Raw genomic sequence first — 23,189 nt, forward strand, 5'->3', positions numbered from 1 at the left:
ATGAACCGAAAATAACATTGTCTAAACCTTCGAGAAAAAGCCTTTATTAGGCTTTTTCTCTTTTATGTAAAATTTGGGAGGAGTTTAGTCCATTTTTCGAAAATATCCAATTAACAAATAATAATCCAAGACAAGAAATTGTAAATTTTTATGAACACTTTCTCCATAATTTTCCTTTATTCTAAAACCATAGTAGGAAAGTGGATGCTAACCACGAAAAAGATTTTAAGTGGGATCTTTTATTGCTACGTTAGTATTAGGAATAGGAACTGAAGTATTTGCGAATAGTAACGATGTGGGCGAAGGTACTTTGAATTTCGGTCAGATGCTTCCATTTATGAAGAAAATGCCCCCTTACTTATCTGAAAACGAGCTAAAAGACATGTATAATTCATGCTATGACACAAATGGGGCAGCACCAAGTAAAAACTTTGAACAAATGGAACCTCAAGGAATGATGATGAATAATTTTTAGATAATTTGGGAGGCGATGATCATGATGGGTGGTATGATGAGTGGTTGGGGAATGATGGGATTTTGGTTCTTCGGCTGGATCCTTAACCTGTTCATCATTGGATTGGTCGTTTATTTTGCCGTGAAACTTGCATTACGCAATAAAGACTAAAACAAGATATCTCGAAACAAAACGAGCAGGAGAGGGGGACTGGCCCCCATACCCGTCAAGTTAGCGGTATAAAATTTTTTAGGATGATACGCATGTTCGAAAAATCAATCAAAGGATGAAGAGAAAACCAAATGCTGGGCATGCCAAATAACCCTCAAGAAGAGGGTTATTGATGATGTATAAAATTTTGTGTAAAGCATTTTGCTAGACCAAAAGAAAAAAGGTAGGGTATTCTCTGATTGGACCAAAAATCTTAGAGAAAGGAGTACCCTACCTATGTCTAAAAGAAGTATACCGAATGTCGACTGGGCAAATCAACTGGAAAATGTCATTCGTCAGTTTGTAAAGGAAAAATTAGAACTGATCATGCGGGAAGAAATCAAGAATTTCCTCGAAATAGAACAGGCCGGAACATCAAATAGGAGAAACGGCTACTATCAACGAAATCTAGATACGCAATATGGCCGGATTGAAGGTCTTTTGGTCCCTAGAGACCGAAACGGAGAATTTCAAACCCAATTGTTCGCTCCTTACCAACGCCACACGGGCTGGCTGGAGGAAGCCATCATTAGGATGTATCAAAGTGGCATGAGTACACGGGAAATTGGCAAGTTTATTGAACGAATTCTAGGAAATGCTTATTCTCCAGCGACGATCAGCCGGATTACCGATGTCGTGAAAGAAGACATCGAGAAATGGCACCATCGTCCACTATCCAAACGTTATTCTGTCTTATATTTGGACGGCTTGTACGTGAAACTTCGCCGCGATACGGTAGAGAAAGAAGTCATTTATGTGGTGTTAGGAGTGAATGAAGAAGGGTATCGCGAAATTCTGGATTTCTTCGTGGGAGGACAAGAAAGCGCCTATGGATGGCGGGAGATTCTCCAACAGCTCTACAAAAGAGGCGTCAAGGAAGTGCTTCTGGGCGTATTCGATGGACTACCGGGGCTGGAGGAAGCCTTTAAGGCGGTGTATCCGAAAGCCGATGTGCAGCGCTGTGTCGTTCACAAAGTCCGCAACACCCTCAGCCGTGTTCGGAAAAAAGACCAATTCGAAGTGGCCGAGGATCTCAAGCTGATTTATCGCGCGCCGAATAAGGAGATGGCGTTACAAATGTTTCAACAGTTTGAGTCGAAATGGTCCAGCAAGTATCCGAGAGAAGTTCAATCTTGGGCCAATGAGTTGGATGTCCTCCTTACATTTATGGATTATCCAAGCAGTATTCGAAGTGTGATTTACACGACGAATGCCATCGAACGAACGATCAAGGAGATTCGGAAACGCCTAAAACCGATGAACAGTTTGAATAGTTTAGAAGCCGCTGAAAAAATCGTGTATTTGACCATTCAAGATTTTAATGAGAAATGGGCAGGGCGAAAGTTAAGAGGATTTGCCGAAGCACAGGAAGCCCTCGAGCGAATATTTGAAGAACGTTACAATTAACCAAATAATGTAAATATCAAACCAATACGATAAGGGGATTCTCCCTTTCCACACAAGAGACTGAATATTCAGTCTCCTGTGTGGAGAAAATCAGTCCCCTATCAATTCAAATCCATTTCAGAGAAACCCTACCCCATTTACATTACACAAAATTCTTGACGGTACCTGCCAACTCTTGAACAGTTTCATGCGCTGCTGGAAACAATGAAACGGTTTAACCAAGCATGCAACTATATTAGCGAGATTGCTTTTCGCTCCAGAACCTTTTCCAAAACGAAAATCCAGCGGCTTTGCTACTATGACGTCAGGGAAAAATTTGGCCTCTCTGCCCAAATGACCGTTCGTGCCATCGGCAAAGTGTCGGAAAGCTATCGTTTGGATAAAAAAACCTTGCATAACTTTAAAGAAACCGGTGCCATCGTGTATGATGAAAGAATCCTGTCCTTTAAAGGGTTAGAGTATGCTTCCATCCTTACCTTGCAAGGAAGAATGGAAATCCCTATGGTCATTAGCCGCTACCATCAAGGTTTGCTGTGCGGCAACCGTGTTCGGGGTCAAGCCGATTTAGTCCTTCAAAACGGTATTTTTTATTTACTGCTCGTGGTGGACGTTCCCGAAGGCCAGCCCAATTCCGAAAACGGATTTATCGGTGTGGACCTTGGCATCATTAATATCGCCGTCGATAGCACCGGTGAGGTATTTTCCGGCTCGAAGGTCAACGGGCTGCGCCGCCGCCATGCGAAACTTCGCGCCAAACTCCAAAAGAAAGGCACCAAGTCAGCGAAACGCCTGCTTAAAAAGCGTTCCAAGAAGGAAAAACTATTTGCCCGTGATGTGAACCACTGCATTAGCAAGAAGATTGTTGAAAAGGCAAAGGCACTCGGATGCGGCATTGCCCTTGAAGATTTAAAGGGCATCCGCCAACGCACCGAGAAAACGGTTAAAAAGCAACAGCGTCGTCAACACTCTTCTTGGTCTTTTTATCAGTTGAGAAAGTTTATTGAGTATAAAGCGGCGATCGCTGGCGTGCCGGTGGTATTGGTTCATCCAAAAAATACTTCCCGCACCTGTCCGGTTTGCGGACATGTGGCCAAAGAAAACAGACCGTCAAGGGATCAGTTTTGTTGTCGAGCTTGTGGGTACGCTGCCCCTGCCGACAACGTGGCTGCGGAAAACATCCGCAGGGCTGCTGTCAACCAGCCGAACGCGGCAGCCAATTAGGCTAGTCGTTTGTAATTTGTAATCCTTTTTTCCTCATTCTTCTTCCGCTCCTTTGATTTACTCATTTAGGAGCAGTATAGACAAGGATGCAGGTTGATTAAACATGTCGGAATTTCAAACTGGATTTATATATAAAAGGAGGAAACTGGATTAAATCCTGAAATTTGTATAAAAAGAAAACGGCAAAAAACGATTTTGTTTTCCGGTGATCCAAGTTCAATGGACTGAGAGCGAAATTTTACACAATCATTAGGACTTGATCAACATCAAACAAAAGCCTTCATTTTACGACACTAATCATGTATAATATATACAGAAGGTTCGTATAAATAAAATAGACCAAGGGTGCTGCAACACCCTCGGTCCTGCAATAGAACGGTTCCCTGAAAGGGGGATCGGCAGCAGGGCAGAAATAATCCACCCGTAGCTCCGACAACTCAAGGGTGGATTATTTCTTTTGGTTGTAAGACAGTATTGAAACGATAAGACTTGCAAAAGCTATCGCAAACATTAACGCTTCAAACACTGTCATCGGCATCACCCCCTTTCTGCATATAAAGGGGTACAATGCCGACCCACCCTTGAGTTTCCCCGTACCATTGCCTTCCTATTATACTATATATTTACAACTGTTGAAAACGGGAGATAATAAGGTAATGTGTCAAGCAAAAATGGAAAATTATTTCCGACAGCAAAACATATATTCAAGGGATTTTAAATAGTTTAGCTATCACGGTGGAAAGCGCAATAGAAGAAGAGTCGGAGATTACGCTCTTTAACTTTTTAAGAAAAAATTCAGCTAAAGCAGACTCTAAATATAGTAAAAAGTGATGGTACTTTTTCGGCTAGTGCATATAAAGAGGTGATATTTGTGAAGAATCAAGACAAGTATTGTCTCTAGTAGCAATTGGTGTCTTTTTTGTAGGTTTTCAACTATACCAATTAATGACACACTAAAGGAATTAGTAAGTGTAATAAATAATAGATAATAAAAATAGGGAAAATGGGAAAGAGAGGCTGACTTCAAAAGGTGGATTTAGCAACCTTTTGAGTCAACCTCGTCTTTTTTACTTAACTTTTCCTTGCTTCCTCAATCAACGTCAGCAACTTTTGCAGTGCATCTCCCGCGTCGGACCGATCCATGTTTTGCCGGTAGCGGTCTTTGTTTTGGTAAAGATGATAAATAGCATTGCGCAGTGATTTGTTCGTTAAGTTTTCTTCCATCAGCACTTCCGCGTAGCCGGATTTTTCAAAAGAGCGGGCGTTTAAAATTTGGTCGCCGCGGCTTGCTTCTTTGGAAAGAGGAATGAGCAGCATTGGTTTGCGCAAGGCGAGAAACTCGAAAATCGAGTTTGCGCCAGCTCGTGATAAGACGATATCCGCCATTGCCATCAGATGAGGAAGCTCTTCATGAACGTACTCAAACTGTTTGTAGCCTTTTTTGTTCGTCCATTGAGGGTCGACATTTCCTTTTCCGCAAATGTGGACGATTTGAAAATCATCAAGAAGCGTCTGTAAATTGGCGCGCAGTGCATCGTTAATCCGCTTCGAACCGAGACTTCCGCCCATGACGAGAAGAACGGGTTTCCCTTTTTCAAATTGGCAGTACTCCCGCCCTTTGTCGGCGTTTCCTCGTTTTAATTCTTCACGCACCACCGCGCCAATGTAAATCCCTTTTTCTTCTTTGACATGGCGGAGTGTTTCTGGAAACGTGACGCAAATTTTTGTCGCAAACGGCATCGCAATTTTATTGGCAAGTCCCGGGGTAATATCGGACTCGTGGATGATGGATGGGACGCCATTTAACCATGCGCCGATAATGACGGGGACGGAAACGAATCCACCTTTGGAAAATACGATGCTCGGTTTTTCTTTTTTAATGATGCGGTACGCTTGAAATGTACCTTTGAGGACTTTAAATGGATCTTTAAAGTTGTTCCAGTCGAAATAGCGGCGTAGTTTTCCTGTCGAAATCGGAAAATAAGGCACGCCTTCCACCTTCGAAATTAGTTCGCGCTCAATACCTTGGTGGGAACCGATATATGCGATATCCCAGCCTTGTTCTTTTAGCTTGGGAATGAGCGCTAAATTGACCATCACGTGCCCGGCTGTTCCGCCGCCGGTAAGAATAATTTTTTTATTCAATGTAATCACCTATCTTTTTGAGCATATTGAAATTTTACATTCCTTTTAAAAACGATTATTACTATCTTTAATATCGTATTGTATTATAGCAAATTGACGCTTGAGGTGCGAAAACATGAAAATTTCGTTAGATGGAGAAGAATCAAGGCAATGTTTGTATCTTTTTCTTTTTTATTTTTATGAAAGTGCTTGCGGTATATAACATATGACTGATTTTATTCATTTAATAAAAAATGTAAAATTGGAAATGGTTACGTGAAAATGATTAATAAAGATAAATAGGATTATAATTTTCTATTTTCAAAGAAAAAGAGTACTGGTAAAGTACAAATAAAGAGGTGAAAACGATGCTATGGATCGTTTTGTTCGCTGGAGTAATGATATTATACGGCATCGTTCCAACAGTTCTTATTCGAAAAACAAATTTTCGCATTTACCGCAAAGGGACACAACCAGGAATGATCGCGTTAACGTTCGATGACGGTCCCGACCCATATTATACACCGAGACTGTTAGATTTGTTGAAAAAACATCAAGTGAAGGCAACCTTTTTCGTTGTTGGGAAAAAGGCGAAGCAATACCCTTATATTGTGAAACGAATGCATGATGAAGGCCATGAAATTGGGATGCATAACTATCGACATATAAGCAATTGGTTTATTTTCCCTCCTTTTTTAGAAAAAGGATTGCAAAAATCCGCGGATATTATTGAACAAATTGTTGGAACGCGGCCGATGTATTATCGTCCGCCGTGGGGGCATTTTAATTTGTTCACCCCGTTTTTGCAGAAAAAATATTCGACGGTGATGTGGACGGACATTCTTGGCGATTGGAATGCCAAAATTGGTACAATGGAATTGTTTAATCGGCTGAAAAATAGCTTGAAAGATGGAGCGGTGATTGTTCTTCATGACAGCGGGAAAACGTTTGGCGCTGATGAATTGGCTCCAGAACAAATGCTTTCGGCGTTGGAATTGTTATTGAAGGAAGAAGAAGCGAAAAATATGCGCTGGGTGACGATTACAGATTTGCTGAACGAGCAAACTAATAAACAAATTTCATCGATATAATTGGGGGATCTATGGATACGAGCATTCTTTTTTCGTACGTGCAATCATATGGATATGTGATTATTTTTCTGTTTCTGTTTTTTGGCATTGTCGGCATTCCCGCTCCGGAAGAGAGTTTGCTGTTTTTTCTAGGGATTGTTATTGCCAGGAAGCAGCTGTTATGGGAATATTGTTTTATCGTAAGCTGGGGCGGTGTTGTTATAGGAATGATCGTCGCCTACGGCATCGGCCGCTTTTTAGGAGCGCCATTTATTAAAAGGTACGGAAAGTATGTAGGAATAAAAGAGGAAAAATGGGAGCGAACACGAAAGTTGTTTCATCGATATGGAAAATGGGTCATTTTGTTTGGCTATTACGTCCCCGGCGTTCGGCAAATTTCGCCATATATGGCTGGTGTGATCCGCTTTCCTTTCCGTTTGTTTTTATTGCTTGCATCCGTTGGCGCAGCGATATGGGTGATTCCCATCATCGTTGTTGGAATGCTGCTTGGTCAACATGTGCAAATTCCACTGATTTATTTTCCGATGATCGGGATTGTTTTATTTTTGTTGTTTCTGCTTGGAGTGTGGGTTGGACAGCAATTTCGCAAAAAATCTTTTGAAAATTAAAGGGAGCTAACGATGATGAAAATTCTTGTATTACCATTGTTCCAAATGAGCACAGGCCATCATAAAGTAGCCGATACGTTGATTGATTTTCTGCAAAGGCAATTTCAAGATATATACTGTAAAAAAATCGACTTTTTAAGCTATTGTAATGAACTGATGGAAAAAATGGTTTCTGAAATGTATTTACGATGGATTCGCTCTCATCCAGCTTCCTATCATCGTGTTTATAAGGCGTTTATGTACTATGATGTTCATCGGTTAGAATTCGTTTCTTTTGAGCCATGGCTGCCTTATTTTGAAAATAAAATGAAAAAAATGTTGGAGAAGGAGAAACCGACACTCATTATTTGCACTCATTCGTTCCCATCGCGCATTTTGCAACGGCTAAAGCGGAAGAAGCTGATTCAAATACCAGTAATCAACGTATATACCGATTTTTTCATCAATAGCGTATGGGGGAAACGGGACATCGACTATCATTTTGTTCCACATGCGGACGCAAAAAAGGAGTTAATGACGAAATATCATATTGATGAAAAACGAATTATTGTGACAGGTATTCCCGTCCATGAAGTGTTTATGACGAAACATTCCGAGCTGAGGGGGAAAAGACGCCCGTTTCATTTGCTGTTGGCGGGAGGAAACCAAGGACTAGGCAATATTGTCGATTTTTTTAAGAAAGTAGAAGATTCCCGTTTATTTCGCTATTCGGTACTATGTGGAACGAACAAAAAGTTATATGATGAAATCGCAAGCTGGAAGCATCCACATATTCGCCCTTTCTCATACATATCTAGCCCACAAGAGATGAATCGTTTGTATAACGAAGTAGATGCGGTAATTACAAAACCAGGCGGCGTTACGGTAAGTGAAGTGCTGCATAAACAATTGCCTGTTTTTACGGTTGGTTACTTGCCTGGTCAAGAACAAATTAATTTGCAATATCTTGAAAAACATGGATTGATTTATAATTTGACAGGGTTTCGTTATTACGAACGAAAAATCATTCATGTACTCACGGATGAAATAGAAAAAAATCATTTTTATCGACGGGTGCATGAATATTTTTCACAGATTGAAAAAACGGCGCAAGACGCATTAAAAGAGATTGTGGCAATGTATCAAGGACAATACCGTGCTCTCTGGAAATAGAGATTTCACCATCTAACGAATGGGTTAGATGGTGTTTTTACTGTTTTCAAAGTGACGAAACAACCTATATTACTCATATAAAATACCATACGATTATGCTGGAAACGTGTTAAAATAGAAACTATGGTAAACAAAGAGGAGGAGCCTAAATGAAAACGAGAGTTGGAATTTTATACGGCGGCAAATCGCCTGAGCATAACGTATCTTTATCAACGGCGATGGCGGTGATGAATGCCATTGATAAAAATAAATTTGACGTCATCCCGATTTATATTACAACAGAAGGACAGTGGATCAAGGGAGAACGGTTGACCGGAAAAGTAAATGATATAAAGCAATTGCAGTTTCAATCTGACGCAAAAGCCATTATACCGGTAGCGTTAAATCAAACGCCGGCGGTTGCGGACGGGAAAAAGCAAGAGGAAGCGGTAGTGGATGTCATTTTTCCATTATTGCATGGGCCGAACGGAGAAGATGGCACGGTGCAAGGGTTGCTTGAGCTCCTTAATATTCCATACGTTGGAAACGGTGTGCTTGCCTCCGCAGTCGGGATGGATAAAGTGGTGATGAAAAACTTATTTGCGCAAGCAGGATTACGTCAGGCAAAATACGTATCGTTTACGAAGCGGGAATGGAGTAGAAACGAAGAAGCGGCTTATGACAAGGTGGAACAAGAGCTTGGATACCCTTGTTTCGTCAAGCCGGCGAATGCGGGATCAAGCGTTGGGATTACGAAATGCAAGCAGCGCGATGATTTAAAAGCGGCTTTTGCTGAGGCGTTTAAGTATGATCGAAAAATTATTGTTGAGGAAGCGATTGTTGGGCGTGAAATCGAAATCGGCGTCATCGGCAACGATGATCCAATTTGTTCGGTTGTTGGAGAAATTGTCCCGAAAAAAGAATTTTACGATTATCAAGCGAAATATGAAGACGGTAATACGGAATTAATTATTCCGGCAGACGTTACAAAAGAACAGTATGAAACGATTAAACAAATGGCGATTACCGCGTTTAAGGCGCTTGACCTTTCTGGACTCGTACGAGCCGACTTTTTCTTAACGGAAGACGGCGAAGCGTATATTAATGAAATTAATACAATGCCTGGGTTTACACCGTATAGTATGTTTCCTTTGTTATGGAAACATAGCGGCATTTCCTATTCAGAACTGATTGAACGTCTTGTACAATTAGCGATCGAACGTCATGAAGAAAAGCAAACGATCACGTACACGTTTGAGAAATAGAAATGAAGGTGAAAGAAATGATTACTCGTACATTGCGCGATATACAGTCGATGGTGGACGGACGCGGTTTAGCGGCCGGCTTTTTCGACATAATGGTTCATGGGGTTTCAACGGATACGCGAACGATTCAACAAGGCAATTTGTACGTTCCATTAAAAGGAGCTAAGTTTAACGGTCATGCGTTTGTCCAAGATGCGCTCGATAAGGGCGCGAGTGCTGTGCTTTGGGCGGAAACGGAAGGAACCCCGCCGAAAGACGTGCCAGTGATTATCGTGGACGACACGTTGCGCGCGCTCCAGCGCCTCGCGCATCGGTATCGCAAGCAGCTTTCGGTAAAAGTCATCGGCATTACGGGGAGCAATGGCAAAACAACGACAAAGGATATGGTGGCATCATTATTAGCAACCACCTATGAAGTACAAAAGACGGAAGGAAATTTGAACAATCATATTGGCGTACCATTGACATTGCTCCGCTTGGAAGAAGACACAGAGATGGCTGTCGTCGAAATGGGAATGAGCAATTTTGGCGAAATCGAATTATTATCTAACATCGCCGAGCCGGATGCGGCAGTTATTACAAATATTGGCGAATCGCATTTGCAAGAACTAGGTTCACGCGAAGGGATTGCTCAAGCAAAATTAGAAATTTTATCGGGTTTAAAAAAGAACGGCCTTTTTGTTTATCATGGAGATGAGCCGTTGCTGGTGAACCGGGTTCCAGACTTGCCGCTGCCTGAGCACGTCTTGAGATTTGGGCAAGGAAGCGAAAACGATTATTATCCGAAAGCGGTCCATGTACAGGCCAATGGCACTACGTTTACCGTTCATCAGGCGCCAAATCGCTCCTTTTTCCTTCCGATTTTAGGGAAGCATCATGTATATAACGCGTTGGCTGCTATCGCTGTAGCTCGCTTTTTTCACGTAAGCTGGGAGAAGATTCAAGAAGCATTTTCACAATTGCAAGTGACGCGTATGCGCATGGAATTAATCGAAACAAAGAAAGGCTGGACGATTATTAATGACGCGTATAACGCTAACCCAACATCGATGAAAGCGGCGTTGCAATTGCTTCACGAATTGACGGGATATGAGAAAAAGATTGCTGTATTAGGAGACATGCTGGAGCTTGGCGATCAAGAAGCGGAGTTTCATCGGGAAATCGGCGCGATGCTGCGGCCGGAAATGGTCGATTATGTATTTACGTATGGAGCGTTAGCACGTCATATTGCGCTCGCGGCACAGCCGTTTTTTCCGGATGGACGCGTGAAAGCATATGAAGATAAGCAGTCTTTGGCAAAAGACTTGCTTGCAGTTGTTTCCTCTGGCGATGTGATTTTGCTGAAGGCTTCACGTGGAATGAAGCTAGAAGAGTTGCTTCCTGATTTGCAATAACCATATCATTGTGTAAAATGAAAACAACCGTGAAAAAATAAAAGCGGCGTTTCTAACTGCCGCTTTTGATTTTTTTGGAAAATGGTGATGATGATGATTGGGTGTCTATGTATACACGGATTTACGGGAAGCCCTGATGAAGTAGCTCCGCTGGCGGAATATTTACAAAAACGAACGGACTGGGTGATCAAAACGCCGACACTTCCCGGACATGGAAAGCGGCTGCAACTAAAAGGAATTACTTATGATCAATGGTTTCAAGCGGCAGAAAGGGAATTGCAAGCATTAATGGAAATATGCGAAACGGTTTATGTCATCGGCTTTTCGATGGGTGGAGTAATCGCGGTATATTTGGCGGAAAAATATAAGATTGACAAGCTTGTGCTATTAAGCGCCGCTTTTTATTATGTCAATCCGCGTCAATTAATAAAAGATATCCATGAAATCGTTCGTGATGGATGGAGGAGGCGTCTTCGCGAAAATCCGCTTTTTATCCGTTACAAAAATAAAATTTTAGCAACGCCGCTTACAGCCATATTAGAGTTCCGAAAATTAGTCAATGAAGTCCGGCCGCGTTTGCCTAATGTACATATTCCGGCGCTGATTGTTCAAGGTGAAAAAGATGGCATCGTTCCGGTAAAAAGCGCCCATTATTTATATAATAAGATCGGTTCATCGCAAAAAAAGCTGTTATTGTTACGAGAATCATACCATCACGTCTGCCACGGCCCTGACCGATATCTATTGTTTTGCGAAGTAGAAAAATTTTTACGGGAAAATAAGTTAGAAAATGGTATTTATTGAAAACAGAGCGTGAAAATGGTATGATAACTCTTAAATATTTTTATTCGATTCATTTCGGATAGTAAGGAAATTTAAAGGAGTTTGAATAACATTGACAACGTTTCATGAATTAGGATTAAGCAACGAATTAATGAAGGCGATTCGCCGGATGGGATTTGAGGAAACGACCCCGATTCAAGCGGAAACGATTCCGTTAAGTCTACAAAATAGAGACGTCATTGGGCAGGCGCAAACTGGCACCGGTAAAACGGCTGCTTTTGGTATTCCGCTCATTGAAAAAGTAGATGTAAAAAATGAAGCCATTCAAGGTCTTGTTGTGGCACCGACGCGGGAGCTGGCGATTCAAGTATCGGAAGAACTTTATAAAATTGGAGCAGTCAAGCGCGTTCGAGTATTGCCGATTTACGGAGGGCAAGATATTGAGCGGCAAATTCGCGCATTAAAAAAACGCCCGCACATCATTGTAGGAACGCCTGGCCGAATTATTGATCATATCAACCGTAAGACGCTTCGGTTAGACAACGTGCACACCGTTGTGCTTGATGAAGCGGATGAGATGCTTAATATGGGGTTTATCGACGATATCGAAGCGATTTTAAGCAATGTTCCTGAAAAACGGCAGACATTATTATTTTCCGCAACGATGCCGGAGCCAATCCGCCGCATCGCCGAACGGTTTATGAATGAGCCGCACATTGTGAAAGTAAAAGCGAGGGAAATGACGGTTCCAAATATTCAACAATATTATTTAGAAGTGCAAGAAAAGAAGAAATTCGATATTTTAACGCGTTTATTGGATATTCAAGCGCCGGAGTTAGCCATTGTTTTCGGACGTACAAAACGGCGCGTGGATGAATTGGCAGAAGCGCTCAACTTGCGTGGGTACGCTGCCGAAGGAATTCATGGCGATTTGAGCCAAGCGAAACGGTTATCCGTTCTTCGTAAATTTAAAGAAGGTTCGATTGAAATTTTAGTCGCTACGGATGTAGCGGCACGTGGACTGGATATTTCCGGCGTGACGCACGTTTACAATTTTGATATCCCGCAAGATCCGGAAAGCTACGTTCACCGTATCGGCCGCACCGGGCGCGCTGGAAAAACAGGTGTAGCGATGACGTTTGTTACGCCGCGGGAAATTGGACAGCTTCATAATATTGAGCGCACGACAAAACGGAAGATGGAACGGATGAAGCCGCCGACGCTTGATGAGGCGCTAGAAGGCCAACAGCGTATCGCTGTGGAAAAGCTGGTTGCGACTGTCGAATCGGAAAATCTTTCTTTTTATAAACGAGCTGCCGAAGAGTTATTGGAAGAACATGATTCCGTGTCGCTTGTCGCCGCGTGCATTAAAATGTTGACAAAAGAGCCTGATACAACGCCAGTGCAATTAACGGAAGAGCCGCCGCTTCCGGTAAAACGGGAGAAAAAGCGCGGGAACCGTCAAGGCAGTCAACCGAAAGAGCGTACAAAAAAACGGCGCGTTGCCCGTTAAAAAACGGCGCATAAGCGCCGTTTTTTATTTGAGCGATCCAATAAAGCGGGAAAATCCGTATGCATGAATGACAGCCGGACAGTAGACATTATGAATATACAATATGCTGATAGATGAAAGGTGATTCGTATGACAATTGTCCGGCTTGGTTATGTAGCGATGAGTGTACATTTACAAAATTGTTCTCCTTCCCAAACGATGACATTTGCGCAATTTCAAAAAATACATGATCGGGATGAAGCGATAAAAAAACTAGAACGGATTGCCATTTCTAATTTGCATAATTGTTTACGGTTGTTGAAACATAACAAAGTGCATGATATTCGTTTTTTTCGCTTCAGTTCCCGTTTAATTCCATTGGCAAATCACGAGGCGTTAGACGATTGGGATTATATGAGGATGCTCGAGCAACCGCTCGCTGATATAGCCCAGTTTTTACAAATGTACCCGATGCGCATCGATTTCCACCTAGATCATTTTGTCATTTTAAATACGACCGACCGTAATATTTTTGAAACATCGCTAAAAACGTTGCGCATGCATGAGGCTTTGTTAAAAGGAATGAAGGTAAATCCTCAACATCGCTGTGTCCTCCACATTGGTGGAGGGTATAACGATAAAGAAAAAGCGCTTGAACAGTTTATTTATAATTGGGGATATATCTCGAACGAACTGCAACGAATGATTATGTTAGAAAATGATGATAAGGTTTTTACGGTTCGTGATACATTATACTTATGTGAGAAATTAGGAATACCATTTGTTTTTGACCTTCATCATCATTTCGCTAATCACGAAGAAGAGGAAGATTGGAGAAAAGAGTGGGATCGTATCGTAAATACGTGGAAATATTCCCCTTTACCGATGAAAATGCATATATCTAGTCCAAAAAGCGACAAAGAGTTCCGAGCGCATCATGATTTTGTGGACGCTCAGCTTTTTCTTTCTTTTTTACATGAAATAAAAGGAACGGTGGAGCAGCTTGACTGTATGATTGAGGCGAAACAAAAAGATGAAGCATTATTTCATCTTGTTAGTAATTTGCGGTCATTTCCTGAAATCGAATGGATTGATGGTGCAAGTTTTCTCATTCGGTAATTAAGATCCCGCTTTCATGAATGAAGAAAGCGGAATCTTAGCGATGAAGAAGAAAAGGCTGATGTGGATGCAGATGGGAAGAAATGAAAGGAGCAATGATCCCACCGCCTAAAAAACCAAACAGGTGAGCGACCATATTTACATTAGGGGCAGTAAATGAGATAAATAGGCTAATACATATGACGGCAAAAAGAAGTCGCGCGTGTTGTGTTTCGATTATATCGCGGCAAAATACGATCAAGTATCCATACATGCCGAACAAACCGAAAATGGCCCCAGAAGCTCCAGCATGACTATACATCGCTGGCAGAACAAAAAATGTTGCAATGTTGGCGCATATTCCACTGCCAATATAAAGAATCAGAAACTTGCTTTTCCCTAACATTTTTTCCAAAGCAGGTCCGAATAAAATGAGAGAAATGGAGTTGATGATCATATGTTCAAACCGTACATGCAAAACAAGCGGGCTTACTAACCGCCAATACTCCCCGTTCTGTACAGCGGCATTAAAACCAATCATTTTTTCCCATAATGGCTCGGCTATAGGAATGCGTAAAAAAAACGTGAACCAAATCACTACGTGAAGGGCGACAAGGATGGAAACGACAGGGTAAAACCGAAAAAATGTATGGGCATTTTCCATGCGCGCAAACATAAACTTCGCTCCTTTATTCGTTTATTAAAATGTATGTACATAGAGAGGGTAGAAGAACGATGATTATCGGGATTGGCATCGATATTGTAGAATTGGAACGGATTGAGCAACTAATGATGAAAAATGAAAAATTTATTGATCGAATTTTAACGGAGGAAGAAAAAAGGATTTTTTTTCAATTATCACCGAAACGAAAAGTAGAATTTTTGGCAGGGCGGTTTGCGGCAAAAGAGGCATATGCAAAAGCGATTGGAACAGGAATCGGAAAGAATGTATCATTTCATGATATCCAAATTATGAATGACGATAACGGAAAACCGATCGTTGTTTCAAATGGGAAGGATTGCCGCATTCACGTTTCGATCTCTCATAGCCGCGATTATGCGATTGCTCAAGTCATTATTGAGCGCTTGTCATAGCTAGTCTGCATATTCCCCTAAGTTGTCTCATATATTGTAATGCACAGATGGAAATCGATATGAGACAAAGGGGTTGAAACGATGAGGAGAAAAGTGTTTAGTGTATTTATGGGCATCATACTGCTTGTCGCTTTAACTGGCTGCTGGGCAAAATCACAAGAAGACGTGATGAAAGCGCTGGATGAAAAGATGGATGAGATGACAAGTTACCAAGCAGAGGCAAAAATGACCTTTCAAACAGGATCTAAGCCGCAAGTATACCATGTTGAAATTTGGTATAAGCAGCCTTCGTACTACCGTGTCAGCTTAAAAAATGCCGACAAAGGTCAAAGCCAGATGATTTTACGCAACGATGAAGGGGTTTTTGTTTTTACTCCGGCGCTAAACAAAAGCTTCCGTTTCCAAAGTGATTGGCCGAAAAACAGCAGTCAAGCGTATTTGTATGAGTCACTGGTCAAAGACATTTTAAGCGATCCGAAAGCGGGTTTTAAAGCGACGAAAAATCATTACGTATTTGAAACGAAAACAAACTATCCGAACAGCAACATGATTCCAAAGCAAGAAATTACGTTAAACAAAAAAGATTTATCGCCGGTATCCGTCAAAGTGATGGATACAGACCGGAACGCTTTGTTAACCGTACAATTTTCAAAAGTGGAGTTTAATAAAAAATTTGATGATGATGCGTTTGATACCTCTAAAAACATGACAGGAGCACGCTTAGAAGTACCAACGATGGCAAAAGCGGAAGACAAAGCGGTTGAAGTAATGTATCCGGTCAATTTACCGGAAGGGGTAAAACAAATAGATGAAAAAGAAGTTGCTGCCGAAGATGGGAAACGGATTATTATGACATTTGGAGGCGAAAAATCATTCACGTTAGTCCAAGAGAAAGCGAAAGTATTGCCGGCAACAAGCACTCCGACACTTGTCAATGGCGAGCCAGTTGATTTAGGCTTTGCGATCGGCGCATTGACAGATCAGACTCTTACATGGTCGTATAAAGGAGTCGAATTTACGCTCGCTTCGAAGGACTTAACGCCAGAAGAAATGGTAATGGTTGCTCGTTCTGTACAAGGAAAAGCAATGAAATAACCGTTATTGACACGGGCCAGCAGTTGCTGTGCCTTTTTTTATTTGCTAAAAAATCTGGGGAACTTAAATATTGACGATAAGTACATATTCCTTCATTGCTTTGCAAGTGGTAAACTAAAAAAAGATGGAATGCTTCCTTTTATCGAGATAGGAAGATAAAGTTGGAGTAAATATCTTTCAATGTATTTGCATTCATTTTGATAGACAAGGAAGTGCAGCGAGATATGAGCAATTTGTTTTACCGCGATACTTGGGCAGAAATTGATTTAGATGCCATTTACTACAATGTTTCACAATTAAAAAACTTTTTGCAAAACGACATCCGCATTATGGCGGTAGTGAAGGCAAACGCATACGGCCACGGTGATGTACAAGTGGCAAAAACAGCGCTTGAAGCAGGTGCTTCTTATTTAGCAGTGGCGTTTTTAGACGAAGCGATTGCGCTAAGGAAAAAAGGAGTTACTGCACCTATTCTTGTGTTAGGGGCTTGCCGGCCTAGCGATATTAATATTGCCGCAAAGCATCGGATTACGCTCACTGTGTTTCAGCCGGAATGGATAGAACAAGCGGCAAACGTATACAGCGAAACGAGTCCCGTTTTATTTCATTTAAAAATGGATACAGGAATGGGACGGTTAGGTGTCAGGGAGGAAACGGAAACAAAGCGCGTCATTGAACAAATTGACCGACATCCGTATTTTTCATTGGAAGGAGCATATACTCATTTTGCTACAGCTGATGAAATAAACACGGACTATTTTTCTTTCCAATACGATAATTTTTTGCGAATGCTTGAATGGCTTCCATATAAACCACCGATTATCCACTGCGGAAACAGTGCGACAGCTTTACGGTTTCCGGATAAAGCCTTTAATATGGTGCGCTTTGGCATTTCAATGTATGGTCTATCTCCTTCACCGGAAATCAAACAATATTTGCCGTATGAGCTAAAAGAAGCTTTTTCATTACATAGCCGTCTCGTTCATGTGAAAAAGTTAAAGCCTGGAGAAAAGGTGAGTTATGGAGCGACATATACGGCGGAAACGGAGCAGTGGGTTGGAACGGTCCCGATTGGATATGCAGATGGTTGGTTGCGTAAACTGCAAAATTTTCATGTACTTGTGAACGGAGAAAAAGCGCCGATTATCGGAAGAATTTGCATGGATCAATTAATGGTCCGTCTGCCGAAGCAAATGCCTGTTGGAACGAAAGTGACGCTGATTGGGCGGCAAGGCGACGAATATATTTCTGTTGATGACGTGGCTCAATATCTTGGAACGATTAACTATGAGGTTCCTTGTACAATAAGTTATCGCGTTCCCCGTATTTTTTTCAGAAATAAGAGTATAATGGAAGTGAGAAATTTTGTTTTGGATGGCAATGATTAAGTATAAACTGAAAGACTTTTCAGAAGATAATAGGTAGAAAAAGCAGAAATGACTTTGCAGCGTTTTTATTTAGTGGTATTATGAAATGGAAGTAATGAATCGGCTGCAGTTCGTGGAGGTGTATGTTCGTGTCGGAATCTAGCGCAACAACAGAAATCGTCGTTCGTTTGCCTCAAGCATTGGTAACCGAATTAGATGTGCTTGTAAAACAGGAAAACGGCAACCGCAATGACCTTATTTATCAAGCGACTAAAATGTATATTCGCGAGCGAAAAAAACGTCAAATCCGTGAAGCAATGAGACGCGGTTATATGGAAATGGCCAAAATCAATTTATCCATTGCTTCAGAAGCGTTTCTTGCAGAATACGAGGCCGACCACACCGTTGAACGTTTAGTTAGCGGGGGGTAATGCTTTGATTGTTAAGCGTGGCGACGTTTATTTTGCGGACCTTTCCCCGGTAGTGGGCTCAGAGCAAGGAGGCGTTCGTCCGGTATTGGTCATTCAAAATGACATTGGAAATCGATTTAGTCCGACGGTGATTGTGGCGGCAATTACAGCACAAATTCAAAAAGCGAAGCTGCCAACGCATGTCGAAATTGATGCAAAACGTTACGGGTTTGAGCGGGATTCTGTCATTCTGCTAGAGCAAATTCGGACAATTGATAAACAGCGGCTAACAGACAAAATTACTCACTTGGACGATGAAATGATGGATAAGGTGGACGAAGCGCTGCAAATTAGTTTAGGACTTATAGATTTTTAAACAGTAGCGCTCGAAATTTAAATTTCTCTTCTCCGAAACAAAACTTGTTTCGTGAACCCCCCACTCCGTTTTTGCAGCAAGAGTATAGACGGAAACGGCCTTCAGGATATATAAGTCTCATTCACCATGAGAGAATGCACTGAGCCACCTATCGCCTCCGTTTCATAAAAAGTGGTGAGTAGTTTGCTATGCGCAAAAAAGGGCAGGTCGCAAACAATCGATCTGTCCAACTATTTTATTCATATACGACTCGTTAGGAATAGCTGCATCATTGTAGCTATTTTTATTTTTAGTCATGGAGGGGTAAGGATTTGTTAAATAGAGAAGCGTTGATGGACCTGATAGCGAATGAATTACATTTGTCCACAAAGCAAGTTAGCAATGTGATTTCTCTTTCTGAGGAAGGAAATACGGTGCCGTTTATTGCCCGCTATCGGAAAGAGATGACAGGCGCCTTAGATGAAGTGCAAATTCGTGATATTTTGGAGAAATGGAATTACCTACAAAACTTAGAACAGCGGAAAGAAGAAGTCCTTCGCCTTATTGATGAACAAGGAAAACTAACGGATGATCTAAAAAACGCGATCATCAATGCTACGAAACTGCAGCAAGTGGAAGATTTGTATCGTCCTTATAGACAAAAACGACGTACAAAAGCCACCATTGCCAAGGAAAAAGGGTTAGAGCCTCTTGCGGAATGGTTATGGACGTGTCCAATGAGGCCGCGGCCGGAAGAAAAAGCACAAGAGTTTATTCAACCAGAAAAAGAAGTACGTACCGTCGAAGAGGCGCTTCAAGGTGCGAAAGACATCATCGCTGAAAAGGTATCGGATGATGCACAATTTCGCCAATGGATTCGCCAGCACACATGGAAAAAAGGCGTGATCATATCGACTGTCAAAGAGTCGGAAAATGATGAGAAAAAAGTATATGAAATGTATTACGAATATGAAGAGCCAGTACATAGGATTGTTCCGCATCGTGTATTAGCGCTCAATCGCGGCGAAAAAGAAGGAGTGTTGCGTGTTTCCATTCAGGCGCCGGTAGAAGATATTATGACATACTTACAAAAGCACATTATTACAAATCCGCAATCTCCCGCCGCTTCCCTCCTTTCTGAAGCGATTGAGGACGGCTACAAAAGGCTTATTGAACCGTCAATCGAGCGGGATATTCGCAATGAATTAACCGAAAAAGCGGAAGAGCGGGCGATTCATATTTTTGCGGAGAACTTACGCAAGCTATTGCTTCAGCCGCCGTTAAAAGGGAAGATTGTTCTTGGTATAGACCCTGCCTATCGAACGGGATGCAAGATGGCGGTGGTCGACGAAACAGGCAAATTGCTGAAAATCGATGTCATTTACCCTCATCCCCCGCAGCAACAGATAGAAGAAGCGAGAGAAAAGTTAATCCGCATTATCGAAGAATATCATGTCGAAATGATTGCCATTGGGAACGGAACTGCATCAAGGGAAACGGAGCAATTTGTGGCGGACACCTTAAAACAAGTAGATAAAGAAATTTTTTACCTTATTGTCAATGAAGCGGGAGCGAGCGTCTATTCCGCCTCTGACCTTGCCCGTCAAGAGTTTCCAGATTTACAGGTAGAAGAACGGAGCGCAGTTTCGATCGCAAGGCGTGTACAAGACCCGCTTGCCGAACTGGTGAAAATTGATCCAAAATCAGTAGGAGTTGGCCAATATCAGCACGACGTTTCACAAAAAAAATTAGCGCAATCATTGCAGTTTGTCGTGGAAACCGTTGTTAACCAAGTTGGCGTCAACGTCAACACTGCCTCCGTCTCTTTATTGCAATACGTATCAGGGCTTACGAAAACAGTATCGGAAAATATCGTAAAACGCCGTGAGGAACAAGGAAAATTTAAAAACCGCGAGGAATTAAAATCGATACCGCGGCTTGGTGCTAAAACATATGAACAGTGTATCGGATTTTTACGCATTATTGATGGAGACGAACCGCTCGACCGTACGCCGATTCATCCTGAGCGGTATGAAGAAGTGAAAAGGCTGTTGCACCAAATTGGTTTTACAACTGAACATATCGGAAGTGAAGAGCTTCGTCAGGCATTGCAATCTCTTTCCATTCCTGACACGGCTGCTGAACTTGGCATCGGAGAATTGACATTACAAGACATTATCGACGCTTTAATTCGTCCAGAACGTGATCCTCGCGATGAGCTGCCAAAGCCGTTATTACGAAAAGACATTTTAAAAATGGAAGATTTAAAAAGGGGAATGGAGTTAGAAGGGACGGTGCGGAACGTCGTCGATTTCGGAGCGTTTGTGGATATTGGGGTTAAGCAGGATGGGCTTGTTCACATTTCAAAATTAAGCAAGCAATATGTACGTCATCCGCTTGACGTTGTATCAGTAGGCGATGTGGTAAAAGTTTGGGTTGACAATGTAGATCTCGATAAAGGAAGAATTTCTTTATCTATGATTCCACCGGAAGAATCAGAAAAAACACTGCTTTCATGAGCAGTGTTTTTTCCGATAAAAAAACCAGCATTGATTTAGCAATTTGATTTGGTAACGATTTTTTTCATAATAGGCTCGTCTCATTTGATTTTTTAACCATGTTGGCATAACAGTCGACCTCCTGTAACAGAAAGGTTAGTATATAATGTATGTATGGTTGGTCTGTCCTGTGTCAAAAAAGTAAGGAGTAACGAAAATGAAACAAAGTGATTTGCAACGGCTTGTCGAAAGAGTGTCTTTACAATTTTTCAAAAAACCGTTCAAACATACAGCGACATTCAATCCAAGGCTTCGAACAACGGGAGGACGTTACATATTACAAACTCATAACATTGAACTAAATAAAAAATATTACGAAGCGTTCGGAGAAGAAGAGCTTATTGCCATTATTAAGCATGAATTATGCCATTACCATCTTCATTTGGAAGGAAAAGGATATCGCCATCGTGACCAAGACTTTCGTGATTTATTACGACAAGTTCAGGCTCCCCGCTATTGTCGGCCACTCCCTCAGCAAGCACAACAAAGAACAAAAAAAGTTTACGTGTATGTTTGTTCTAAGTGCAGTTTAAAATATAGACGGAAAAAGCGGGTCAATACAGACAAGTATGTTTGTGGACAATGTGGCGGAAAACTAATGTTGGATAACGGCGGAGAAATATGAAAGCACGTTTTGCCGTAGTTTCATTTTTGTGCATTTATAGGGGCAAGCCTAAAAAAACAAACAATATTTTTGTTAAAAAAGTGTTGACAGCTATTGTTTGTATATGCTAAATTATAAAAGCCGTCGCCAAAAGGCGATGGATGATAAATGAATACAAAAGCTATTGACAACCATCACTCAGCTCAATATAATAAAGAATGTCGATTGTCCAAGTTCGTAAGTAATTGGGAAGCGATGAAAAAGTTTGCTATGATTTTTATTCCGCAATAGCTCAGCGACGAGCGATACTTCTATGAATTTGCTACGAGTTGCCTCGACGCATCCAACAACTTTGAGTTCGCTAGCAGAGGAAGAGGCAACGAACTGGAAAGTTATGATGTTTTGCAACAAGATAACTACATTTCCCTTTATTCCGCAATAGCTCAGCGGTAGAGCAACCGGCTGTTAACCGGTAGGTCGTAGGTTCGAATCCTACTTGCGGAGCCATTGGAGAAGTACCCAAGTGGCTGAAGGGGACGGTTTGCTAAACCGTTAGGTCGTGTCTTTACGGCGCGCGGGTTCAAATCCCGCCTTCTCCGCCACTTTTGATATATTTTGTCGTGGCCCGTTGGTCAAGTGGTTAAGACACCGCCCTTTCACGGCGGTAACACGGGTTCGAATCCCGTACGGGTCACTGCTGATGGGTGTTGGGGTCTATAAAGCACCAACCCCATTTTATTGATGGTCCCGTAGTGTAGTGGTTAACACGCCTGCCTGTCACGCAGGAGATCGCGGGTTCGAGTCCCGTCGGGACCGCCATTTAGATACTTTATTTACATTGGGCTATAGCCAAGCGGTAAGGCAACGGACTTTGACTCCGTGATGCGCTGGTTCGAATCCAGCTAGCCCAGCCATGAGCCATTAGCTCAGTAGGTAGAGCATCTGACTTTTAATCAGAGGGTCGGAGGTTCGAGTCCTCCATGGCTCATTTTTGCGGGTGTGGCGGAATTGGCAGACGCACCAGACTTAGGATCTGGCGCCTTACGGCGTGGGGGTTCAAGTCCCTCCACCCGCACCACTAACTTAATAAACATGCGGTCGTGGCGGAATGGCAGACGCGCTAGGTTGAGGGCCTAGTGGGGGCAACCCCGTGGAGGTTCAAGTCCTCTCGACCGCATAAATACAAAAAAAATACTTGTGATTTATTTCAGGAAGTGCTAAAATATAATTCGTTGTTTCCAAAATCAATATTTGCGCTCGTAGCTCAATTGGATAGAGCATCTGACTACGGATCAGAAGGTTAGGGGTTCGAATCCTCTCGAGCGCGCCATTTCGGGAAGTAGCTCAGCTTGGTAGAGCACATGGTTTGGGACCATGGGGTCGCAGGTTCGAATCCTGTCTTCCCGATTTATTTAATCTTAATGAAT

23 protein-coding genes and 10 tRNA genes are annotated in these 23,189 nt (G+C 42.1%); 29 read left to right on the forward strand and 4 right to left on the reverse strand.

Going from position 1 to position 23,189, the window contains the following annotated elements; genetic code table 11:
* The first annotated feature begins 229 nt into the window (after positions 1 to 229).
* The 4 genes from B9L23_RS01365 (at position 230) to B9L23_RS01375 (ending at position 3,292) form a co-directional block, all read left to right on the forward strand.
* Positions 230 to 475, forward strand: a complete 246-nt coding sequence (locus tag B9L23_RS01365) for a hypothetical protein (RefSeq protein ID WP_089096737.1) — start codon at positions 230 to 232, stop codon at positions 473 to 475.
* A gap of 21 nt (positions 476 to 496) precedes the next feature.
* Positions 497 to 625: a hypothetical protein gene (locus tag B9L23_RS21300; RefSeq protein WP_257790145.1), complete on the forward strand. Its 129-nt coding sequence runs from the start codon at positions 497 to 499 to the stop codon at positions 623 to 625.
* Positions 626 to 901: 276 nt separating this feature from the next.
* Positions 902 to 2,071, forward strand: coding sequence for an IS256 family transposase (locus B9L23_RS01370; protein WP_089096738.1), 1,170 nt, complete (start codon positions 902 to 904; stop codon positions 2,069 to 2,071).
* 165 nt (positions 2,072 to 2,236) lie between these two features.
* Positions 2,237 to 3,292, forward strand: coding sequence for an RNA-guided endonuclease InsQ/TnpB family protein (locus B9L23_RS01375; protein WP_089096739.1), 1,056 nt, complete (start codon positions 2,237 to 2,239; stop codon positions 3,290 to 3,292).
* 448 nt (positions 3,293 to 3,740) lie between these two features.
* Here B9L23_RS01375 and B9L23_RS21610 read toward each other — a convergent pair whose 3' ends face one another.
* The gene (locus B9L23_RS21610) at positions 3,741 to 3,830 is read right to left on the reverse strand and encodes a putative holin-like toxin (protein WP_222706528.1); all 90 of its coding nucleotides are present in this window, start codon (positions 3,828 to 3,830) and stop codon (positions 3,741 to 3,743) included.
* 533 nt (positions 3,831 to 4,363) lie between these two features.
* Entirely contained in the window at positions 4,364 to 5,437 is a 1,074-nt protein-coding gene (locus B9L23_RS01380) for an undecaprenyldiphospho-muramoylpentapeptide beta-N-acetylglucosaminyltransferase (protein WP_062756422.1), read from the reverse strand.
* Positions 5,438 to 5,784: 347 nt separating this feature from the next.
* Here B9L23_RS01380 and B9L23_RS01385 point away from each other — a divergent pair, with 347 nt between their 5' ends.
* The 8 genes from B9L23_RS01385 to uvsE all read left to right on the forward strand — a co-directional run bounded on the left by B9L23_RS01385 (position 5,785) and on the right by uvsE (position 14,299).
* A complete protein-coding gene (locus B9L23_RS01385; protein WP_089096740.1) occupies positions 5,785 to 6,507 on the forward strand; it encodes a polysaccharide deacetylase family protein in 723 nt (240 codons plus the stop codon).
* A gap of 11 nt (positions 6,508 to 6,518) precedes the next feature.
* On the forward strand, positions 6,519 to 7,115 hold the full coding sequence (locus B9L23_RS01390; RefSeq protein ID WP_062756420.1) for a DedA family protein: 597 nt from the start codon (positions 6,519 to 6,521) through the stop codon (positions 7,113 to 7,115).
* Between the two features lie 12 nt (positions 7,116 to 7,127).
* Entirely contained in the window at positions 7,128 to 8,267 is a 1,140-nt protein-coding gene (locus B9L23_RS01395) for an MGDG synthase family glycosyltransferase (protein WP_062678770.1), read from the forward strand.
* Positions 8,268 to 8,416: 149 nt separating this feature from the next.
* Entirely contained in the window at positions 8,417 to 9,511 is a 1,095-nt protein-coding gene (locus tag B9L23_RS01400; RefSeq protein WP_062678769.1) for a D-alanine--D-alanine ligase, read from the forward strand.
* A gap of 17 nt (positions 9,512 to 9,528) precedes the next feature.
* Positions 9,529 to 10,905: a UDP-N-acetylmuramoyl-tripeptide--D-alanyl-D-alanine ligase gene (locus B9L23_RS01405; RefSeq protein WP_089097456.1), complete on the forward strand. Its 1,377-nt coding sequence runs from the start codon at positions 9,529 to 9,531 to the stop codon at positions 10,903 to 10,905.
* A 93-nt stretch (positions 10,906 to 10,998) separates the two neighbouring features.
* Complete coding sequence (locus tag B9L23_RS01410; RefSeq protein ID WP_169712544.1) at positions 10,999 to 11,709, forward strand: alpha/beta hydrolase; 711 nt, start codon at positions 10,999 to 11,001, stop codon at positions 11,707 to 11,709.
* 91 nt (positions 11,710 to 11,800) lie between these two features.
* Entirely contained in the window at positions 11,801 to 13,201 is a 1,401-nt protein-coding gene (cshA, locus tag B9L23_RS01415; RefSeq protein WP_089096742.1) for a degradosome RNA helicase CshA, read from the forward strand.
* A gap of 129 nt (positions 13,202 to 13,330) precedes the next feature.
* The gene (gene uvsE / locus B9L23_RS01420; protein WP_089096743.1) at positions 13,331 to 14,299 is read left to right on the forward strand and encodes a UV DNA damage repair endonuclease UvsE; all 969 of its coding nucleotides are present in this window, start codon (positions 13,331 to 13,333) and stop codon (positions 14,297 to 14,299) included.
* Positions 14,300 to 14,336: 37 nt separating this feature from the next.
* Here uvsE and B9L23_RS01425 read toward each other — a convergent pair whose 3' ends face one another.
* The gene (locus B9L23_RS01425; protein WP_089096744.1) at positions 14,337 to 14,954 is read right to left on the reverse strand and encodes a rhomboid family intramembrane serine protease; all 618 of its coding nucleotides are present in this window, start codon (positions 14,952 to 14,954) and stop codon (positions 14,337 to 14,339) included.
* Positions 14,955 to 15,013: 59 nt separating this feature from the next.
* Here B9L23_RS01425 and acpS point away from each other — a divergent pair, with 59 nt between their 5' ends.
* From acpS to B9L23_RS01455, 6 genes are all read left to right on the forward strand, one after another.
* The gene (gene acpS / locus B9L23_RS01430) at positions 15,014 to 15,373 is read left to right on the forward strand and encodes a holo-ACP synthase (protein ID WP_012748962.1); all 360 of its coding nucleotides are present in this window, start codon (positions 15,014 to 15,016) and stop codon (positions 15,371 to 15,373) included.
* Positions 15,374 to 15,454: 81 nt separating this feature from the next.
* The gene (locus B9L23_RS01435; protein ID WP_089096745.1) at positions 15,455 to 16,468 is read left to right on the forward strand and encodes a LolA family protein; all 1,014 of its coding nucleotides are present in this window, start codon (positions 15,455 to 15,457) and stop codon (positions 16,466 to 16,468) included.
* A gap of 224 nt (positions 16,469 to 16,692) precedes the next feature.
* The gene (gene alr, locus B9L23_RS01440; RefSeq protein WP_012748964.1) at positions 16,693 to 17,856 is read left to right on the forward strand and encodes an alanine racemase; all 1,164 of its coding nucleotides are present in this window, start codon (positions 16,693 to 16,695) and stop codon (positions 17,854 to 17,856) included.
* A gap of 128 nt (positions 17,857 to 17,984) precedes the next feature.
* Positions 17,985 to 18,266: a CopG family ribbon-helix-helix protein gene (locus tag B9L23_RS01445; protein WP_003253419.1), complete on the forward strand. Its 282-nt coding sequence runs from the start codon at positions 17,985 to 17,987 to the stop codon at positions 18,264 to 18,266.
* Between the two features lie 4 nt (positions 18,267 to 18,270).
* Positions 18,271 to 18,621 (forward strand): type II toxin-antitoxin system endoribonuclease NdoA, encoded by a 351-nt coding sequence (gene ndoA, locus B9L23_RS01450; protein ID WP_003253417.1) that lies wholly within the window; start codon positions 18,271 to 18,273, stop codon positions 18,619 to 18,621.
* 332 nt (positions 18,622 to 18,953) lie between these two features.
* Positions 18,954 to 21,119, forward strand: a complete 2,166-nt coding sequence (locus tag B9L23_RS01455) for a Tex family protein (protein WP_211278802.1) — start codon at positions 18,954 to 18,956, stop codon at positions 21,117 to 21,119.
* On the opposite strand, the gene cmpA is transcribed toward B9L23_RS01455, so the two are convergent.
* Complete coding sequence (gene cmpA, locus B9L23_RS01460) at positions 21,114 to 21,227, reverse strand: cortex morphogenetic protein CmpA (protein WP_089096747.1); 114 nt, start codon at positions 21,225 to 21,227, stop codon at positions 21,114 to 21,116. The genes B9L23_RS01455 and cmpA overlap by 6 nt on opposite strands.
* A gap of 88 nt (positions 21,228 to 21,315) precedes the next feature.
* Between cmpA and B9L23_RS01465 the strand changes: the two genes are divergently transcribed.
* From B9L23_RS01465 to B9L23_RS01515, 11 genes are all read left to right on the forward strand, one after another.
* Positions 21,316 to 21,783, forward strand: coding sequence for a SprT family protein (locus B9L23_RS01465; protein ID WP_012748967.1), 468 nt, complete (start codon positions 21,316 to 21,318; stop codon positions 21,781 to 21,783).
* A 411-nt stretch (positions 21,784 to 22,194) separates the two neighbouring features.
* Positions 22,195 to 22,269: transfer RNA gene (locus B9L23_RS01470), tRNA-Asn, on the forward strand.
* A gap of 2 nt (positions 22,270 to 22,271) precedes the next feature.
* A tRNA-Ser gene (locus B9L23_RS01475) sits at positions 22,272 to 22,364 on the forward strand.
* Between the two features lie 20 nt (positions 22,365 to 22,384).
* Positions 22,385 to 22,456: transfer RNA gene (locus B9L23_RS01480), tRNA-Glu, on the forward strand.
* 49 nt (positions 22,457 to 22,505) lie between these two features.
* Positions 22,506 to 22,581 (forward strand) — tRNA-Asp (locus B9L23_RS01485).
* Between the two features lie 20 nt (positions 22,582 to 22,601).
* Positions 22,602 to 22,676: transfer RNA gene (locus B9L23_RS01490), tRNA-Gln, on the forward strand.
* Between the two features lies 1 nt (position 22,677).
* Positions 22,678 to 22,750, forward strand: a tRNA-Lys gene (locus B9L23_RS01495).
* Positions 22,751 to 22,755: 5 nt separating this feature from the next.
* A tRNA-Leu gene (locus tag B9L23_RS01500) sits at positions 22,756 to 22,840 on the forward strand.
* 16 nt (positions 22,841 to 22,856) lie between these two features.
* Positions 22,857 to 22,939 (forward strand) — tRNA-Leu (locus B9L23_RS01505).
* Positions 22,940 to 23,015: 76 nt separating this feature from the next.
* Positions 23,016 to 23,092 (forward strand) — tRNA-Arg (locus tag B9L23_RS01510).
* Between the two features lie 3 nt (positions 23,093 to 23,095).
* Positions 23,096 to 23,169, forward strand: a tRNA-Pro gene (locus tag B9L23_RS01515).
* Positions 23,170 to 23,189 lie beyond the last annotated feature (20 nt).

Source organism: Parageobacillus galactosidasius, from assembly GCF_002217735.1.
GTDB classification, from domain to species: Bacteria; Bacillota; Bacilli; order Bacillales; family Anoxybacillaceae; genus Parageobacillus_B; species Parageobacillus_B toebii.

What these genes read in the sequence shown, in the direction of transcription:
- B9L23_RS01405 (WP_089097456.1), top strand. Translation starts at nt 9,529, where the DNA reads ATGATTACTCGTACATTGCGCGATATACAGTCGATGGTGGACGGACGC.
- B9L23_RS01390 (WP_062756420.1), top strand. Translation starts at nt 6,519, where the DNA reads ATGGATACGAGCATTCTTTTTTCGTACGTGCAATCATATGGATATGTG.
- B9L23_RS21300 (WP_257790145.1), top strand. Translation starts at nt 497, where the DNA reads ATGATGGGTGGTATGATGAGTGGTTGGGGAATGATGGGATTTTGGTTC.
- acpS (WP_012748962.1), top strand. Translation starts at nt 15,014, where the DNA reads ATGATTATCGGGATTGGCATCGATATTGTAGAATTGGAACGGATTGAG.
- uvsE (WP_089096743.1), top strand. Translation starts at nt 13,331, where the DNA reads ATGACAATTGTCCGGCTTGGTTATGTAGCGATGAGTGTACATTTACAA.
- B9L23_RS01455 (WP_211278802.1), top strand. Translation starts at nt 18,954, where the DNA reads ATGGACCTGATAGCGAATGAATTACATTTGTCCACAAAGCAAGTTAGC.
- B9L23_RS21610 (WP_222706528.1), bottom strand. Translation starts at nt 3,830, where the DNA reads ATGCCGATGACAGTGTTTGAAGCGTTAATGTTTGCGATAGCTTTTGCA.
- B9L23_RS01435 (WP_089096745.1), top strand. Translation starts at nt 15,455, where the DNA reads ATGAGGAGAAAAGTGTTTAGTGTATTTATGGGCATCATACTGCTTGTC.
- B9L23_RS01465 (WP_012748967.1), top strand. Translation starts at nt 21,316, where the DNA reads ATGAAACAAAGTGATTTGCAACGGCTTGTCGAAAGAGTGTCTTTACAA.
- B9L23_RS01425 (WP_089096744.1), bottom strand. Translation starts at nt 14,954, where the DNA reads ATGTTTGCGCGCATGGAAAATGCCCATACATTTTTTCGGTTTTACCCT.
- alr (WP_012748964.1), top strand. Translation starts at nt 16,693, where the DNA reads ATGAGCAATTTGTTTTACCGCGATACTTGGGCAGAAATTGATTTAGAT.
- B9L23_RS01400 (WP_062678769.1), top strand. Translation starts at nt 8,417, where the DNA reads ATGAAAACGAGAGTTGGAATTTTATACGGCGGCAAATCGCCTGAGCAT.
- B9L23_RS01370 (WP_089096738.1), top strand. Translation starts at nt 902, where the DNA reads ATGTCTAAAAGAAGTATACCGAATGTCGACTGGGCAAATCAACTGGAA.
- B9L23_RS01385 (WP_089096740.1), top strand. Translation starts at nt 5,785, where the DNA reads ATGCTATGGATCGTTTTGTTCGCTGGAGTAATGATATTATACGGCATC.
- B9L23_RS01395 (WP_062678770.1), top strand. Translation starts at nt 7,128, where the DNA reads ATGATGAAAATTCTTGTATTACCATTGTTCCAAATGAGCACAGGCCAT.
- B9L23_RS01410 (WP_169712544.1), top strand. Translation starts at nt 10,999, where the DNA reads ATGATTGGGTGTCTATGTATACACGGATTTACGGGAAGCCCTGATGAA.
- cmpA (WP_089096747.1), bottom strand. Translation starts at nt 21,227, where the DNA reads ATGCCAACATGGTTAAAAAATCAAATGAGACGAGCCTATTATGAAAAA.